The sequence below is a fragment of the Streptomyces sp. NRRL S-495 genome (genome assembly GCF_000966955.1).
In the GTDB taxonomy this organism is placed as follows: Bacteria; Actinomycetota; Actinomycetes; order Streptomycetales; family Streptomycetaceae; genus Kitasatospora; species Kitasatospora purpeofusca.
The window spans coordinates 1-17,377 of the sequence record NZ_JZWY01000896.1; the positions used below are offsets into that span (position 1 = coordinate 1).

At 73.4% G+C, this 17,377-nt stretch carries 13 protein-coding genes and 1 pseudogene; 9 read left to right on the top strand and 5 right to left on the bottom strand.

Translation table 11 applies throughout. The features are described from left to right. Window positions 1–73: 73 nt before the first annotated feature. Window positions 74–1,450, bottom strand: a complete 1,377-nt coding sequence (locus tag VR45_RS35810; RefSeq protein ID WP_078897238.1) for an amino acid permease — start codon at window positions 1,448–1,450, stop codon at window positions 74–76. A gap of 369 nt (window positions 1,451–1,819) precedes the next feature. On the opposite strand from VR45_RS35810, the gene VR45_RS35815 reads away from it, so the two are divergent. The 4 genes from VR45_RS35815 to VR45_RS35830 all read left to right on the top strand — a co-directional run bounded on the left by VR45_RS35815 (window position 1,820) and on the right by VR45_RS35830 (window position 4,854). After that, the gene (locus VR45_RS35815; RefSeq protein WP_045944100.1) at window positions 1,820–2,701 is read left to right on the top strand and encodes a universal stress protein; all 882 of its coding nucleotides are present in this window, start codon (window positions 1,820–1,822) and stop codon (window positions 2,699–2,701) included. A 51-nt stretch (window positions 2,702–2,752) separates the two neighbouring features. Then, on the top strand, window positions 2,753–3,391 hold the full coding sequence (locus VR45_RS35820) for a hypothetical protein (RefSeq protein ID WP_045944101.1): 639 nt from the start codon (window positions 2,753–2,755) through the stop codon (window positions 3,389–3,391). A 274-nt stretch (window positions 3,392–3,665) separates the two neighbouring features. After that, window positions 3,666–4,367, top strand: coding sequence for a response regulator transcription factor (locus VR45_RS35825; RefSeq protein ID WP_045944102.1), 702 nt, complete (start codon window positions 3,666–3,668; stop codon window positions 4,365–4,367). Between the two features lie 103 nt (window positions 4,368–4,470). Next, complete coding sequence (locus tag VR45_RS35830; RefSeq protein ID WP_045944103.1) at window positions 4,471–4,854, top strand: pyridoxamine 5'-phosphate oxidase family protein; 384 nt, start codon at window positions 4,471–4,473, stop codon at window positions 4,852–4,854. A gap of 61 nt (window positions 4,855–4,915) precedes the next feature. On the opposite strand, the gene VR45_RS35835 is transcribed toward VR45_RS35830, so the two are convergent. Then, complete coding sequence (locus tag VR45_RS35835) at window positions 4,916–6,628, bottom strand: GAF domain-containing sensor histidine kinase (RefSeq protein WP_234326480.1); 1,713 nt, start codon at window positions 6,626–6,628, stop codon at window positions 4,916–4,918. Window positions 6,629–6,784: 156 nt separating this feature from the next. Continuing rightward, window positions 6,785–7,390 carry a hypothetical protein gene (locus tag VR45_RS35840; protein ID WP_045944105.1) on the bottom strand — a complete coding sequence of 202 codons (606 nt, stop codon included), beginning with the start codon at window positions 7,388–7,390 and terminating at the stop codon, window positions 6,785–6,787. 422 nt (window positions 7,391–7,812) lie between these two features. Here VR45_RS35840 and VR45_RS35845 point away from each other — a divergent pair, with 422 nt between their 5' ends. The 4 genes and pseudogenes from VR45_RS35845 (at window position 7,813) to pflA (ending at window position 14,709) form a co-directional block, all read left to right on the top strand. After that, complete coding sequence (locus VR45_RS35845) at window positions 7,813–8,673, top strand: universal stress protein (protein WP_045944106.1); 861 nt, start codon at window positions 7,813–7,815, stop codon at window positions 8,671–8,673. A 252-nt stretch (window positions 8,674–8,925) separates the two neighbouring features. Next, window positions 8,926–11,574, top strand: coding sequence for a bifunctional acetaldehyde-CoA/alcohol dehydrogenase (adhE, locus tag VR45_RS35850; RefSeq protein WP_045944107.1), 2,649 nt, complete (start codon window positions 8,926–8,928; stop codon window positions 11,572–11,574). Window positions 11,575–11,588: 14 nt separating this feature from the next. After that, window positions 11,589–13,857 (top strand): annotated as a pseudogene (gene pflB, locus VR45_RS35855) (formate C-acetyltransferase). Window positions 13,858–13,935: 78 nt separating this feature from the next. Next, window positions 13,936–14,709 carry a pyruvate formate-lyase-activating protein gene (gene pflA / locus VR45_RS35860; RefSeq protein ID WP_045944108.1) on the top strand — a complete coding sequence of 258 codons (774 nt, stop codon included), beginning with the start codon at window positions 13,936–13,938 and terminating at the stop codon, window positions 14,707–14,709. Window positions 14,710–14,831: 122 nt separating this feature from the next. Here the strand turns inward: pflA and VR45_RS35865 are convergent, their stop codons facing one another. Then, window positions 14,832–15,512, bottom strand: coding sequence for a pyridoxamine 5'-phosphate oxidase family protein (locus VR45_RS35865; RefSeq protein WP_045944109.1), 681 nt, complete (start codon window positions 15,510–15,512; stop codon window positions 14,832–14,834). Between the two features lie 31 nt (window positions 15,513–15,543). Next, window positions 15,544–16,587: a zinc-dependent alcohol dehydrogenase family protein gene (locus VR45_RS35870; RefSeq protein ID WP_045944110.1), complete on the bottom strand. Its 1,044-nt coding sequence runs from the start codon at window positions 16,585–16,587 to the stop codon at window positions 15,544–15,546. A 210-nt stretch (window positions 16,588–16,797) separates the two neighbouring features. Between VR45_RS35870 and VR45_RS35875 the strand changes: the two genes are divergently transcribed. Next, the coding region (locus VR45_RS35875; protein ID WP_045944111.1) for a GAF domain-containing protein at window positions 16,798–17,377 on the top strand (580 nt) is incomplete at its 3' end.

Here is a 17,377-nt window from a genome sequence, read left to right on the forward strand (position 1 = left end):
GTTCGGGCCGTCTCCGGCAGCGATCCGTCGCGGTGGGTCGCTGCCGTGGCGGGGGTCGGACCGTCGGCGACGGTCAGGCCGCCGAGGCCGGCCGGGTGTGCGGTCGCTTGAGCCAGATGTAGACCGGGATGCCGAGCAGGATCGTGAACAGCCCGTAGTAGACGGTCCGGTAGCCGCTGCCCTGGATCGACCAGTACGAGAAGGCCAGCGCCAGGACGGTGACGACGACGTCCCTGGCGAATCGCCGCCGGTCCAGCTCCGCCCGGCCGCGCTGTGCCAGCCAGTACAGTTGGGCGGCGGCCGAGACCAGGTACGGGATCACGGCGGTGAGCACGCTCAGCAGCACGATCTCGGTGAACACCTTGGTGAAGCTGGTGTAGCTGACCACGGTGAGCAGCGAGGCGAGGGCCGTCGCCGAGACGATGCCGAACGCGGGTACCTCGCCGCGGCCGCGGGTGCGGGCGAAGGCGGCCGGGAACAGTCCGTCCCGTGCGGCGGCCATGGGCATCTCCGCACAGATCAGGGTCCAGCCGTTGAGTGCGCCGAGCCCGGAGACGATCGCCGCGGCGGCGACCAGGTTTCCGGCCCAGTGGCCGCCCGCGATGTTGTTCATGGCATCCGTGAACGGTGCGGCGGAGGAGCCGAGTCGGTCGTGCGGGACGGTGCCGAACACGGCCAGGGTACCGAGCAGGTAGATCGCCGCGCAGGCCAGCGTGCCGTACACGGTCGCCCGGGGCACGTTGCGCTTCGGGTCCCGGACCCGGCCGGCGGCGACCGAAGCGGTCTCCAGACCGATGTAGCTGAACAGGGCGATGGCACCGGCCGCCGAGACCGCGCCGAGCGCCGAGCCACCGCTCGCGTTGAAGGCCCCGAAGTTGCCGGACTTGACGAACAGCAGTCCGGCCGTGGCCATGAAGCCCAGCGGCAGGAACTTCAGGACGGTGGTGACCACCTGGAAGGCCCCGATGTTCCGCACGCCCGTCAGGTTGACGACCGCGGGCAGCCAGAGCCCGGCCAGCGCGATCGTGATCGACGCCCAGGTGTGGTGGCCCTTGTTGACGAACACCTCGACGTAGCCGACCCACGCCACGACGATGGCCGCGTTGCCTGCCCAGGCGGTGATCCAGTACGACCAGGCGGTCAGGAACCCGGCGAACTCGCCGAACGCCTCCCGGGCGTAGACGTACGGGCCGCCGCTGCCCGGCACCCGCTCGGACAGGCGCCCGAACACCACCGCCAGCGCCAGGGCTCCGACGGTCACGGCGACGAACGCCACCAGGGCGATCGGCCCGTAGGGTGCGAGCGCGGACGGCAGGGCGAACACCCCGGTCCCGATGATGCTGCCGACGACCAGGGCGGTCGCGGCGGGAAGACCGAAACGTGTGTCGGGTCCGCGCTGCCCCGGGGCAGCCGCGGCGGCCCGTCGATTCCCGCGGTCGGGTGCGGACATGAGGGTGCTCCTCTACCTGGGTGGAAGTCCGTGGCGGGGGTGGCCTTGCCCACCGCTCGCTGTGGAGGATCCTCGGCTCGCCGGGCCGGTCCGTCCGAGGGCCGACGGTCCCCATCTCCCGTGCCGGCGGTCCCGGTCCGGCCGGACCAGCAGTCCCGGGTCCCGGGCCCGCCGCGGCCCGCATGTGCGCGAACCGCACGACGGCGGATGCCCCGGCGCCGGCCGGGACCGGTTCGACCGGGACCACCGGCCCGTCGCCGGGCCCTTCGGTCCCTTCTGGCAACCGGCGCCCGGGCGGGAGATTCGGAGCACGCCCCGGCGCCGGACCTCTCCGGCCCGAGCCCCTCGGCGTCACGAAGGGAAGCCACCATGACCCGCTTGGTCCTTGCCGGAATCGACGGATCGCCGCAGAGCGAGGCCGCCGCCCTGTGGGCGGCCGCGGAGGCCCGCCGCCGGGGCTCCGCGCTCCGGCTCCTGCATGCCTGGCCCTGGCTCGACGCCGGGGACGGCGATGCCTCGTGGCCCGGCGACCCGCGGCCGAGGGCGTTGGACGCGCTCCGCGGGATCGCCGACCGGATCCGGCGCGACCGGCCGGGCCTGCCGGTGGAGACCGCGGTGATCGCGGACGACCCCGTCGACGGGCTGGTGGCCGCGGTGAAGGGGCAGGACCTGCTGCTGGTGCTGGGGTCCCGCGGACTCGGCGGGTTCGCCGGCCTCCTGGTCGGCTCGGTGGGACTCGCGGTGACCGCGCGCGCTCCCGTCCCCACGGTGCTGGTCCGCTTCGGCCAGGCGCCCGGCGAGCGGCCGGCGACCGCAGCGGGCGACCGCGAGGTGCTGGTCGGTCTCGACGCGGGTGAACCCGATGACACCGTCCTCGAATTCGCCGCCGCCGAGGCCGAGCTGCGCGGCTGCCGACTGCGCGCCGTCCACGGCGGGAGCCTGCCGCCCGCCCGGGCACTCGCGGGCCCGGTACCGCCCCGGACCGACCGCATCGCGCAGGAGTCCACCGGGGCGGCGCCGATCTCCCGGTCCCTCACCGAGCTCCGGGCGAAGCACCCGGGCGTCGACATCGTCGAGGACGTCCGCCCCGGCGGCGGAGCCCAGGCCCTGTTGGAGGCTTCGGTCCGCGCCGACCTGGTCGTCGTCGGCCGGCGGGAGCGCCGACACCTCGCGGGACCGCGCCTCGGTCCGGTGACCCATGCCGTTCTGCACCACTGCGCGGCCCCGGTCGCCGTCGTCCCCCACCCGTGAGCCGGCCTGCCCCTCACCACCGCCCGTCCGAGCAGCGACAAGGAGCACGCCATGAACAGCACCCACCGGCCCGAGGGCCCGCCCGCGCCGCCGTGCGGCCACCTGCGCCGCGCCCTGGGACGGGAGCGCAATCCACTCGGTCGGACGCTCGACCTGTCCCGGAGCCGCGCCGTGGTGTTCACGGCTCTCGGGGTCGTGCTCGCGGGGCTTCTCGGGGCCGGAGCCTTCGCCGTCCGCCTCACCGTCGAACAACAGCGGACCGCGGTCGCGACCGCGGTCCTGCACCATGTCGAGGCCCTGGTGGAAGGCTCCGTCCGGAAGGCGGAGAGCACCGTCCTCGGGGGGAGGACCGTCTACCGTGCGGACGCCACGTGGAACTATCCCACCGACCGGAGCAACACCGGCGTCATCGACGTCCCCCGGAAGACCGAGCCAGGCGCCACCATCGGCATCTGGGTCGACCGGAACGGCCGGCCGGCCGCCACGCCCCCGAGCACCGCCGACCTGGTGGCCGACGCCGTGTGCCTGGGCCTGTTCTTCTTCGGCCTGCTCAGCGCTCTCGCCGCCGCCGGGCTCTTCGCGAGGCTGAGTGTCCTCGACCGTCGGGCCGACCGGGCGTGGACGCGGTCCTGGGCCCGGCTGGAGCCGGTGTGGAGCGGCCGCGCCCCGCGCGACAGCCACCACGACTGACGGGGCGCCAGCACGGCCCCCTCCGGTGCCGGCCACCGCCCGGCGGAACTCGCCGGGTCCACCCGCGGGAGGGGCGCGGAGCTCTCCCGCTCGTCCGGATGCCCCGTGCGCCGCCCGCCCCGACCGCCCTGCCGCTCCCCGGCGCCCCTGCGCCCCTGCGCCCCGGCCGAAACAGGGCCGTCCGGCCCTATCGGAACCACCCCCGGTCACGCCAGACTTCGCGGTGGTTCCACACGACCCGCCACCAGGGCGGGCCAACGGGGTTGGAGTGGTGATGACGGAGAGTCCGGCGGCCGGGGCGCGCGGCCCGGTCAAGGTGTTCCTGATGGACGACCACGAGGTGGTCCGCCGGGGCGTCCACGACCTGCTGGACGCCGAGCCCGACCTCCAGGTGGTCGGCGAGGCCGCCACCGTCGAGCAGGCGCTCGCCCGCGTCCCCGCGTTGCGCCCCGACGTGGCGATTCTCGACATGCGGCTGCCGGACGGCGACGGGGTGACCGTCTGCCGCGAACTGCGCTCGCGGATGCCCGACCTGGCCTGCCTGATCCTCACCTCCTTCGACGACGAGGAGGCACTTCTGGACGCCATCATGGCCGGGGCCTCCGGCTACGTCCTCAAGCAGATCAGCGGCACCGACCTCGTCTCCGCCGTCCGCACCGTCGCCTCCGGCCAGTCGATGCTCGACCCCGGCGCCACCACCCGGCTGATGGCCCGCCTGCGCGGCGACACCGCGCCCGCGCCGAGCTCCGACCTGCCCCAGCTCACCGAGCGCGAGCGGGAGGTCCTGGCCCTGATCGGCGAGGGGCTCACCAATCGCCAGATCGGCCAGCGGCTCTACCTCGCCGAGAAGACCGTCAAGAACCACATCTCCCGTTTGCTGGCCAAACTCGGCGTGGAACGGCGTGTCCAGGCCGCCCTGATCGCCACCCGGACCCCGGCCGACCCCACCCGGCCGAGCGGGCGGCCCGGCCGCTGATCCGGCCTGGACCGGGACACCCGACCGGGCAGGTCCGATCGGCAGCTCACCGGGGACCAACGGCCTCTCCTCCGGCACCCGGTGCGCAGGCACCATCGATGTCATGACACCTCACTCCACGACGCTGGACGAGTGGGAATGCCGACGACGCCTCGCCGGCCTCGCGGTCGGCCGGGTCGTCTACACCGTCGATGCGCTGCCCGCCGTCCAGCCCGCCCGTTACAGCCTCGGCGCCGACGGCAGCGTGCTGCTGAACGCCGGCGCCGGGTCCGAGCTGGTCCGCGCCGTGTCCGGCGCGATCGTCGCCTTCGAGGCAGGAGAGCTCGACGCCGCCGAGGGCAGCGGCTGGAGCGTGACCGTCCTCGGCCGCGCCGACGTCGTACCGGATCGGCCGGCGGACAGTCCGACCGACACGGTCACTGTCCGGATCCTCCCCGAACTGGTCAGCGGCCGCCTGTTCCCGTCGACGCGCCCCGCCCGGCCCTGACCGGACCCCGGTGTTCGGGCCTCGGCGTTCCGGACCTCGAACGCCCTCCCCGAGCACCGGGTCAGTGCACCAGGGGCACCGACCAGGCCAACCTGGTACCACCGGACCCGGGGCTCGCCAGCTCGAAGACGCCCCCCAGGCTCTCGGCACGTTCCGCGAGGTTGCGCAGGCCGCTTCGCCGCCCCTGGTCCGCGATGCCCACCCCGTCGTCCTGCACCGTGAGCTCCACCCGCGACCCGGTCGCCTGCAGCACCACCTCGACCCGCCCGGCGCGCGCGTGCCGGGCCGCGTTGCTCAGCGCCTCGCCCAGGACCGCCACCACATGGTCGGCCACCTCCGCCGACACATCGGTGTCGAGCAGGCCCTCCATGCTCAGCCGGGGCGGGAAGCCCAGGACCGCCTGCGCCTCCTCGGCCACTCGTACCACCCGCGACCGCAGCCCCTGGGCGCCCTCCTCCGCACGCGCCCGCAGCCCGAAGATCGTGGACCGGATGATCTTGATCGTCTCGTCCAGGTCCCCCACCGCCCTCAGTACCCGGTCCGAGGCTCCGCTGTGGTCGATCAGCCGGGCCGCGCTCTGCAGCGTCATCCCCGTCGCGAACAGCCGCTGGATCGCCAGGTCGTGCAGATCACGGGCGATCCGGTCCCGGTCCTCCAGCATCACCAACTGCTCGGCGTCCCGGCGGCGCTCGGCCAGCTCCAGCGCCAGCGCCGCCTGGTCCGCGAAGCCCAGCAGCGGACCGATCTCCCGGTCCGTGAACGCCGACTCCGCCGTCCGCCGCGCCAGCAGCAGCACGCCGTCCACCGGACCGCCCGCCCGGCCCAGCGGCACGGCCACCGCCGGTCCGAGACCGTCGTAGCGCCACGGCCCGGCCGGGAACCGCGGATCGCCGGCCAGGTCCACCGTGGCCGCCGGAGTACCCTGCGCACACGCCTCACCCGCCAGCGTGCCCTCCAGCGGCACGTCCAGGCCCAGCCTCGCGGCCGCGTCCCCGCCCAGCGCCAGCTCCACCCGCATCGTCCCGGTCCCCGGAACGGGCACCGAGACGTCCGAGAGCTCGGCACCGGTGATCTCCCGCGCCCGACGCGCGATCAGCTCGACCACCTCCGAACGGGACCCGCCCGACAGCAGACCGCGGGTGATCTCCGCACTCGTGCCGAGCCAGCGCTGCTGACGCTGCGCCTCCTCGTACAGCCGGGCGTTGTCGATCGCCACGCCGGCCGCCACCGCCAGCGTGGAGATCACCGACTCGTCGTCGGTGTCGAACTCCTCGCCGGAGCGCTTGTCGGTCAGGTACAGGTTGCCGAACACCTCCTCGCGCACCCGTACCGGCACCCCGAGGAACGCCCGCATCACCGGGTGGTGCACCGGGCAGCCGTACGACGACGGGTGCTCCGAGAGATCCGCCAGCCGCAGCGGCTCCGGTCGGCGGATCAGCTCCCCCAGCAGGCCCCGGCCCGTCGGATAGGGGCCGATCCGCTCGATCTCCTCCTCGGACAGTCCCACCGTGAGGAACTGCGAGAGCGTCTCGCCGTCGGGGCCGATCACCCCGAGCGCCGCATACCGGGCGTCCACCAGTACGGCGGCCGCCTCCACGATGCGCCGGAGCACCTGCGTCAGGTCCAGCTCCCGGCCCACCGACAGGACGACCTCCAGCAGGCTGTGCACCCGGTCCCGGGTGCCCCGGGCCGCGTCGATCCTCGCCTGCAACTCCTCCAGCAGCTCGTCCAGCCTCAGCTGCGGGATCCGCGACCTGACCTCGTCCCCACCCACGCGAGCCTCCTCGTCCCATGCCATCGGCCGGTCGATTCTGGCAGACGACGGTTACGGCGTGACAGCGCCCGACCCCGCACCGGGTACCCGGCAAGCAGACGGGCCGGCCGCGACGGAGGTCGCGGCCAGCCCGGGGGCGGTGGTGGTGCGCGGAGGTCAGCGGAGCCAGGCGTTGCCGCGGACCACCGGAAGCTCCGCCCAGCGGCGGCCGAGGCCCCAGGTGGCGCCGGAGCCGGTCACCGCCAGGACGACGAGGACCAGGGCGTAGAGGACGTGGTAGTCGAGCAGCGGATTGGTGGATCCGCTCGCGGCGCCGTCGGCCAAGTGGCGGGCGGGCGGCCACTCGGCGGCCCACATCAGGGCGAGCAGGGCCGTGCCCCCCACCGCGGCGATCCGCAGCCCGATGCCACCGATCAGCGCGAGACCGAGGCCGAGGAGGCTCAGCATGAACATCCAGTCCACCCAGGCCTGGCCGGCCATGGCGTGGAAGGTCCCGCGGAACGGCCCCGCCGCGACATGGCTCAGGAAGCCCTTGGCGGGTGAGGCCCCGTCGACCCAGGCACGGCCGTCGGCGGTGGCGTAGCCGAGGCCGAAGGTCTTGTCGAGGAAGGCCCAGAGGAAGACCGCCCCCAGTGCGATCCGGACGGCGGCGAGGGCGGCGGCCGTGGCCGACACGGTGCGGGCGGCGGTCTGCCGGGCCACGGTGCGACGGACGGTGGAGCGGCGGGGCACCAGGGGCGTGTGGGCGTGCTGGGTGGCCATGATCGGTTCTCCTCTGCTGAGGTGGTTCGGCGGTGACGGTCCGTTCGAGCCGGTGCGCCGGCGCTCCCGGTACCGACTCTGGCTGAGCAGAATTTCGGGGCTGCCCGGGCCGAGCGCCCGTGGCAGTGCCGCCTGCGGTGAGGAGGGCGACGCGGACGATCGTTGCGATCGCGGCCCCGGCGACTGCTCGAAGCCTGCACCGTCGGCGACTCGCCGGTCTGCGGGCCGTTGGTCCCGATTGCCGGAACGACGGTCCCGGTGCGGTCGGTTCTCCCCGGGACACCGGCCGCACCGGGACCTTCGGTACCGGGGTGGGGCTGCTCGGCCCCTGTGGCCGGGCCGTCGGCCGGCGGGACGCTGGTCGCCGGACGGGACCGTGCGCACCGGCGCCACGGCCGGCCGGGACCAGGGAGGTCGCAGTCATGTCGCACGGTGTGGTGGTGGGGATCGACGGTTCGGAACAGAGCGCGGCGGCGGCCGCGTGGGCGGCCGGGGAGGCCGACCGCAGGGGGCTCGGGCTGCACATCGTCCACGTCGCGGGAACGGAGTTCGACGCCCTGGAGCGGGATCTCGGCGGTGACACCGTGGTTCCGGAACCGATCGCGGAGATCCGCGACCGCGTCGCGGCCGCGCTGCCCCGGCTGGAGGTGTCCTTCGAGATCTGGCCCGGGCATCCGGCGGAGACGCTCACCGGCGTCGGCGGGCGGGCGGAGCTTCTGGTCCTCGGGTCGCGCGGCCTCGGCGGCTTCACCGGCCTGCTGGTCGGCTCGGTGGGACTGCGGACCGCGGCCCGCGCCGGCTGCCCCGTCGTGCTGGTCCGCGCCGGGGAGGACGGACCGGCGGAACCGTCCGCCGACGTCGTCGTGGGCGTGGCGGGCGACCGGCCGTGCGACGCCGTACTCGACTTCGCCTTCCGGCACGCGGCCGACACCGGGTCGGCACTGCGGGTGGTGGAGAGCCGGACCACGTCGTACGGCCCGTACGCGACCGAGGCCCCCGTCGACCAACGGCAGATCAGGGAGTCGCTGGCGGCCGCCGAGCAGCTGCGCCTGCGGGACGCCCTGTCCCGTTGGCGGGAGAAGTACCCCGACGTCCGTGCGGAGGCGGAGGTCTGCGCCTGGAGCCCCGCCAGGGCCCTGGTGGAGGCCTCCCGCAGCGCCTCCCTGGTCGTGCTCGGACGGCGTACTCCCAGGCACCAGGTGGCGGCGCCCCGGCTGGGGTCGGTGACGCAGTCGGTGCTCCACCACGCGCACAGCCCCGTCGCCGTCGTGCCGCACGACTGAACGGAGGGCGGCGGCGGGCGCCGCGTCGCCGTGGCGCCACCGCCGCCGACGCCGTCCCGGGTGCCGGACCGCCTTCCGCGCCGGACGGCCGCACCGGGACCGACTGCGTTCCGCGGCAGGGACCTTCGGACCGGATCCGGGCCCCGAAGGACCGATCCGTCCCCGCCCCGCACGAGAAACCCTTGAACAGAAGGCGCCTGCGGTCCCGCCGGCGCCCCGCAGCCGGACGATGCCCCGGAGAGGTAGTCCACCATGTCCCCTCGCCCCACGAACGCGGCCGAGCAGTCCCCCGCCGGCAACCCGCCCACCGGTCCCGGCGCCGTCGAACCGCTGGTCGCGAACGCCCTGACGGCCCTGCGGGAGTACGGCCCCTTCGCCCAGGAACAGGTCGACCACATCGTCAAGAAGGCCTCACTGGCCGCGCTGGCCCGGCACACGGCGCTCGCGGCCCTGGCCGTGGAGGAGACCGGGCGCGGGGTCTTCGAGGACAAGGCGGTCAAGAACGTCTTCGCCTGCGAGAACGTCACCCATGTGATGGCCCGGACGAAGACGGTCGGAGTGGTGCACCGGGACGAGATCGACGGCATCGTGGAGATCGCCGAACCGGTCGGTGTCGTGGCCGGCATCACCCCCGTGACCAACCCGACCTCGACCGTGATCTTCAAGTGCCTGCTGGCGCTGAAGACCCGCAATCCCATCGTCTTCGCCTTCCACCCCTCGGCGCAGCGCTGCTCCGCCGAGGCGGCCCGGACGGTCCGGGACGCGGCGGTCGCGGCAGGGGCTCCGGCGCACTGCATCCAGTGGGTCGAGAAGCCGTCGATGGCGGCCACCGCCGAACTGATGAAGCATCCGGACGTCGCCACCGTCCTCGCCACCGGCGGCAACGGGATGGTCCGGGCCGCGTACTCCTGCGGGAAGCCGGCCCTGGGCGTCGGTGCGGGCAACGTCCCCGCGTACGTCGAGCGGAGCGCGGACCTCCAGCAGGCCGTGAACGACATCGTGCTGTCGAAGACCTTCGACAACGGCATGATCTGTGCCTCCGAGCAGGCCGTCGTCCTCGACGCGGAGATCCGTGCGGAGGCCCTGGTCGAGTTCCGGCGGCTCAAGGCGCACCACGCGAGCGCCGAGGAGAAGGCGCTGCTGGAGCGGTACCTGTTCGGCGTCGTCGGCGGAGCGGCCTGCTCCGGCGGCCGGCTGAACGCGGCGGTGGTGGGCCGTTCGGCCGCGCGGATCGCGGAGGCGGCGGGCTTCGGGGTGCCGGCCGACACCTCGGTGATCCTGGTCGACTGCGAGCGGGTCGGCCCCTCCGAGCCCCTGACCCGGGAGAAGCTCTGCCCCGTGCTGGCCGTCCTGACCGCGGGCTCGCGCCGGGAGGGTGTCGAACTGGCTGCCTCGATGGTGGAGTTCGACGGGCTCGGCCACTCCGCCGCGGTGCACACCCGGGACGCGGCGTTCGTCGAGGAGTTCGGGCACGCGGTCAAGGCCTGCCGGATCATCTGGAACGCGCCCAGCTCGCAGGGCGGCATCGGCGACGTCTACAACGCCTTCACCCCCTCGCTGACCCTGGGCTGCGGCAGTTACGGGCACAACTCCGTCGCCGGGAACGTCTCGGCGGTGAACCTCCTCAACATCAAGCGGGTCGGGCGGCGCAACACCAACATGCAGTGGTTCAAGGTCCCGCCGAAGATCTTCTTCGAGCGCAACTCCGTCAAGTACCTGGCGAGCATGCCGAACGCGCACCGGATCGTCGTCGTCACCGACCACACCATGGTGGCGATCGGCCACCTGGAGCGGATCCGGGGCGTGCTCGACCGCCGCCGGGAGCCGGTCGAGGTGCGGGTGGTCGACTACGTCGAGCCCAACCCGAGCATCGACACGGTGCGCAGGGGCGCCGAGCTGATGCGGGAGTTCGAGCCGGACACCATCATCGCGCTGGGCGGCGGGTCGCCGATGGACGCGGCCAAGGTGATGTGGCTGATGTACGAGCACCCGGAGGTCGAGTTCGCCGACCTGAAGGAGAAGTTCTTCGACATCCGCAAGCGCGCCTTCACCTTCCCCGACCTGGGCGAGAAGGCGAAGCTGGTGTGCATCCCCACCACCTCGGGCACCGGCAGCGAGGTCACCCCGTTCGCGGTGATCACCGACACCGCCACCGGCCAGAAGTACCCGCTGGCGGACTACGCGCTGACCCCGAGCGTGGCCATCGTCGACCCGGCGCTGACCACCCGGCTGCCGAAGGACGTGACCGCCGACACCGGATTCGACGCCCTGACGCACTGCATCGAGACCTACGTCTCGGTCTACGCCAACGACTTCACCGACGGACTGGCCCTCCAGGGCATCAGGCTGATCTTCGAGAACCTGGAGCGGGCCGTGACCGACGGCCCGGACGACCCGGAGGCCCGGGAGAGGATGCACAACGCCGGGACCATCGCCGGCATGGCCTTCGGATCGGCGTTCCTCGGCGCCGTCCACGCCATGGCGCACACCCTGGGCGCCACCTTCCACGTGGCTCACGGCCGCACCAACGCGCTGCTGCTGCCGCACGTCATCCGCTGGAACGGCTCCGCGCCGAGCAAGGTCACCGGCTGGCCGAAGTACCGCAGCTACGTGGCCCCCGAGCGCTACCGGGCGATCGCCCGGATGCTCGGCCTGCCGGCCGCGACCCCGGAGCAGGGCGTCGAGTCGCTCGCGGCGGCGGTCGAGGACCTGCGCGACCGGGCCGGCATCCCGCGCTCCTTCAAGGACGCGGGCGTCGACGAGGCGGCCTTCCTCGCGGCCCTGCCGCAGCAGGCGATGAACGCCTACGAGGACCAGTGCGCCCCCGCCAACCCCCGGATGCCGATGCTCGCCGACATGCAGCGGCTGATGCGCCAGGCGTACTACGGCGACCAGGCCTGAGAAGGGAAACCGAGATGACCACCGCACCGCACACGCACCCCGCCCCGGCCCCGGCCTGGGAGGGCTTCCGCGGTGAAGCCTGGCGGGACGCCATCGACGTCCGCGACTTCATCCAGCACAACTACACCCCCTACGAGGGCGACGCCGGTTTCCTGGCCGGCCCCACCGAGCGGACCACCGAGGTGTGGCGGCGGATCTCCGACCGCTTCCCCGAGGAGCGCGCCAGGGGCGTGTACGACGTCGCGCACGACATCCCGTCCACCATCACCGCACACGCCCCGGGCTGGATCGACCGGGAGCGGGAGCTGATCGTCGGGCTCCAGACCGACGCCCCGCTCAAGCGCGCGATCATGCCCAACGGCGGCTGGCGGATGGTCGCGGGAGCACTGAGGACCTACGGCTACCCGGTCGACCCGCAGCTGGAGACGACCTTCACGCGGTACCGCAAGACCCACAACGCCGGGGTCTTCGACGCCTACACTCCCGAGATCCGGGCCGCCCGCAGGGCCGGCATCATCACCGGTCTGCCCGACTCCTACGGACGCGGCCGGATCATCGGCGACTACCGCCGCGTCGCCCTCTACGGCGTGGACCGGCTGATCGGGGCCAAGCTCGCCGAGAAGGCGGAGCTGGACGCCGCTCCGAGCGATCCGGCGCGGCTGGAGGAGACGATCCGCGAGCGCGAGGAACTCGCCGAGCAGATCCGGGCCCTGGACGAACTCAAGGAGATGGCCTCGGCCTACGGGTACGACCTCTCCGGGCCGGCCCGCACCGGCCGGGAGGCGGTCCAGTGGCTGTACTTCGCCTACCTGGCGGCGGTCAAGGAGCAGAACGGCGCGGCCATGTCCCTCGGCCGTACCTCGACCTTCCTGGACGTCTACCTCCAGCGCGATCTGGATGCCGGGCTCCTGACCGAGCAGCAGGCCCAGGAGCTGGTGGACGACTTCGTCATCAAGCTGAGGATCGTCCGCTTCCTGCGCACCCCCGAGTACGACGAGCTGTTCTCCGGCGACCCGACCTGGGTCACCGAGTCGATCGGCGGCATGGGCGCGGACGGCCGCACCCTGGTCACCCGGACGTCGTTCCGCTACCTGCAGACCCTGTACAACCTCGGACCGGCCCCCGAGCCGAACATGACCGTCCTCTGGTCCCCGCGACTTCCCCGGGGGTTCAAGGAGTTCTGCGCGCGGGTGTCGATCGACACCTCCGCGGTGCAGTACGAGTCGGACGAGCTGATGCGTCCGCGCTTCGGCGACGACACCGCGATCGCCTGCTGCGTCTCCGCCATGGAGGTCGGCAAGCAGATGCAGTTCTTCGGCGCCCGGGTCAATCTCGCCAAGACGCTGCTCTACGCGATCAACGGCGGCCGGGACGAGAAGACCGGCGAAGGTCGGCCGGGCCACCGCCCCGGTCGGCGGGGACGTGCTCGACCACGACGAGGTGCTGGCGCGCTTCGACGAGCAACTGGACTGGCTCGCCGAGACGTACGTCCACGCGTTGAACGTCATCCACTACATGCACGACCGGTACGCCTACGAGCGGCTCGAAATGGCCCTGCACGACCGGGACGTCAGGCGCACCATGGCCTGCGGCATCGCCGGGCTCGCGGTGGCCGCCGACTCGCTCGCCGCGATCGAGTACGCGAAGGTGACCCCGGTGCGGGACGCCACCGGGCTGGTCACCGACTACCTGGTCGAGGGCGACCCCCCGGCCTACGGCAACAACGACGACCGCGTGGACGCGATCGCGGTCCGGCTGGTCGAGGAGTTCATGGGCAAGGTCCGCCGGCACCCCACCTACCGCGGCGCCGAGCACACCCAGTCCGTGCTGACCATCACCTCCAACGTGGTCTACGGCCGGAAGACCGGCAACACCCCGGACGGGCGCAGGGCCGGCGAACCGTTCTCACCCGGTGCCAACCCGATGAACGGGCGCGACCGCCACGGCTACGTGGCCAGCGCCCTGTCCGTCGCCAAGCTGCCGTACGAGCACGCCGAGGACGGCATCTCGCTCACCAACACCGTCGCCCCGGACGCCCTGGGCCGCACCGGGGCGGAGCGGATCACCAACCTGGTCGGCGTACTGGACGGCTACGTCGCCTGCCACGGCTTCCACATGAACGTCAACGTCCTGAACCGGGACACCCTCGTGGACGCCATGGCCCACCCGGAGAAGTACCCGCAGCTGACGATCCGGGTCAGCGGGTACGCGGTCAACTTCGTCCGCCTCACCCGCGAACAGCAGCTCGACGTGATCGGCCGCACCTTCCACGACGCGCTGTAGCCCCGACCACCCCCTCGCGGTGCCGACGCCTCCCCGACCGGGGCGCCGGCACCCCGCCCTGCCGCAGGAGCACACCTCATGACCGAGCCCACCCCGGCCGGCCGCGCCGCCCGTCCGCGCCCGGTGACCGGCACACTGCACTCCTGGGACCTCTCGACGGGCGTCGACGGCCCCGGCACCCGCTTCGTCACTTTCCTGGCCGGCTGCCCGCTGCGCTGCCTGTACTGCCACAACCCCGACACCCGCCGCATGCGCGACGGACAGCCCTCCTCCGCCGACGGGATCGTCCGCGAAGCCGCCAAGTACACGACGTTCATCCGCGCCTCCGGCGGCGGCGCGACCGTCAGCGGCGGCGAGCCGCTCCTCCAGCCCGAGCTCACCGGCGAACTGCTGCACCGCTTCAAGCACGAACTCGGCCTGCACACCGCGCTGGACACCTCCGGCTTCCTCGGCGCCCGCGCCACCGACGCGCTGCTCGCCGACACCGACCTCGTCCTGCTCGACATCAAGTCGTGGGACAACGCGCTGTACCGCCACCTGACCGGGCAGGAACTCGCCCCCACCCTGGAGTTCGCCCGCCGTCTGGCCGCCCTCGGCACCGAGGTCCGGGTCCGCTTCGTCCTCGTCCCGCACCTGACCGACGCCGCCGAGAACATCGAGGGCGTCGCCGCCTTCACCGCCTCGCTCGGCAACGTCACCCGGGTCGACGTCCTGCCCTTCCACAGACTCGGCGCCGCCAAGTGGCGCGCCCTCGGCCTCGACTTCCCGCTCGCCGACACCCCGGTGCCCACCGCCGGCCGGACCGCCGAGGCCCGCGCCGTCTTCGAGGCACACGGCCTGTACACCGTCTGACCGGTGCCGACCGTCGCCCGGTAGGCGCGGCCGCCCCGACCGGACGGCCGCCGGACCGGTGGTGGCCCCTCGCGGAGTGCCCCCACCCGGGGGAAACCGGCGCGCCCGAGGACGGCTAACGCTCATCCCCCGCCGATACGGCGGCCGGTGACCTCGTTCGGGACGACGCGAACCCACAAGGGGCGGCTGCCGCCCGCCCACGGGGTGGCCCCCGGCAGGCGGAGGAGCCGTTGTTGCTCGTCGGCGTCCTCGACGTGGTGCGCCGTGCCGAGCATCAGCACGCTCCACCCCTCGCTCAGCCGGTCGTCGAGGTGGTCGATCTGGAACGACACCGGCGAGTTCTCCGGCGGTGCGGCCGCACCGCGGGGCGAGGTGCGGTAGACGATCGTCTGCCGGTCGACGGCGTAGTTCACCGGGTAGACCGACGGACCCGCATCAGCGGGAAGGCCCACCCGGCCCAGCCCGCGGATGCCGACCAGGTCCCAGCACTCGGGCTCGGTGAGGTGCCTCAGCAGCGGCCTCGCCCCGGCCGCGGGCTCCGACTGCCCCGGCGGGGCGTCCGGCCGGTCCTCCAGGAGGTCCGTCCAGGTCATGCGGAGCACGGCCGCCACCCGGACGAACCCGGCGGCGTCGAAACCGGGCCCGGCCTCCAGCAGGTGCCGCAGGTAGGAGGGCGCCATGGCGGCCTCGCGGGCCAGTGCCGCCTCGTCGACACCGAGTTGGCGTCGCCGTTCGTCGATCCGGCGCGCCACGTCGACGGCGTTCGCCCGCCGGACGGCTTCGAGATCGGGAATGCGGGTCACGGTGGGCTCCTCGACTCGTGGTGCGTGCGGGTCACGTCCGGAAGAGTGCGACCTTGAGGGCGTCGTTGCCGCCCGCATCGGCGAAGACGTCGTAGGCCTCCTGCATCTCGCCGAGGCCGAAGCGGTGGGTGACCAGACCGGAGACGTCCAGGCGCCCCGCTGCCAGCATGTCGAGCAGCATCGGGGTGCTGCAGGTGTCGACCAGGCCGGTGGTGAAGGTGACGTCCCTGATCCAGAGCTCTTCGAGGTGCAGGACAGCGGGTTTGCCGTGCACACCGACGTTGGCCACCCGCCCTCCCGGGCGGACCGCTCGGGTGCACAGTTCGAAGGACTCGGGCACGCCGACCGCCTCGATCGCGACATCGGCCCCCAGCCCGTCCCGGGTCAGCTCCCGCAGCGCCTCCGGGGTGGCGTCGGCCGCGGTGAGCGTGGTGTCGGCACCGAACCGCTCGGCCGCGTCGAGGCGGCTCCGCGCGAGGTCGACGGCGATGATCCGGGCCGGACTGTAGAGCCGGGCGGTGAGGATCGCGGCGAGTCCGATCGGCCCGGCGCCCACGATCACCACGGTGTCGCCCGGTCCGACCCGGCCGTTGCGGACACCGACCTCGTAGGACGTCGGCAGGATGTCGGCGAGCAGCAGGGCGTCCTCGTCGGTCACGGCCCCGGGCAGCCTGTGCAGGGAGGTGTCGGCGAACGGGGTGCGCACGTACTCGGCCTGGCAGCCGTCGACGAGGTGGCCGAGGATCCAGCCGCCGCCTCCGGTGCACTGGCCGTAGCTCGCGGCGCGGCAGTAGGAGCAGCGGCCGCAGGCGGAGATACAGGAGACCAGGACGCGGTCACCGGCCGCCACGGTGCGTACACCGGAACCGGTCTCGGTGACGGTGCCGACGGCCTCGTGGCCCAGCACGCGTCCCTCGGTGACCTCGGGGACGTCGCCCTTGAGGATGTGCAGGTCGGTGCCGCAGACGGTGACCGCGTCGACGCGGACGATCGCGTCCTCGGGGTCGCGGACGACGGGGTCGGGGACCTCGCCCCAGGTACGCCGGCCCGGTCCGTGGTAGGTCAGTGCCTTCATGTCCCGGTCACTCCTCCTGGGAGACGGAGCGGCAGTGCCGGTTCCGCTTTCCCTCCAGGGTTGCGCCCCTCCGAGGTCCCCGCCAGCGGTCCTGCGGGCACGCGGGGTGGGCCGTTCGGCCCTCCTCCGCGGCCGGCCGGCGGGCGGCGTGCCCGGGCCCGGGTGTCTAGGCTGGTGAACCGGAACCGGGGTGAGACCGTGGAGGGCGCTGTGGACACCGACCCGGAGAGCACCGCGCCGGTCCCGCGGCTTCGGCTGGACGAACTCCTCGACGAACTCCAGGCCCGGCTGGACGCCGCCCGCGGGACGCGCGACCGGGTGCACAGCCTGCTGGAAGCGGTGCTGGCGGTCGGCCGTGAACTGGAGCTGTCCCAGGCGCTGCGGCACATCGTGGAGGCCGCCGTGACCCTGGTGGACGCCGAGTACGGCGCGCTGGGGGTCGTCGGGGAGGACCAGCGGCTGTCGCAGTTCGTCCCGGTGGGGATCCCCGACGACCGGGTGGAGCTGATCGGCGAGCTGCCGTCCGGGCACGGGGTGCTCGGCGAACTGATCCGGCACCCCGAGCCACTGCGGCTCACCCGGATCGCCGACCACCCCGCCTCGTACGGCTTCCCGGCCCACCACCCGCCGATGAACACCTTCCTCGGCGTCCCGATCCGGATCCGGGGCAAGGTGTTCGGCAACCTCTACCTCACCGAGAAGCGCGGGGGCGGCGGCTTCGACGCCGACGACGAGGCGGTTCTCGCCACCCTCGCCGTCGCGGCCGGGGTGGCCATCGACAACGCCCGGC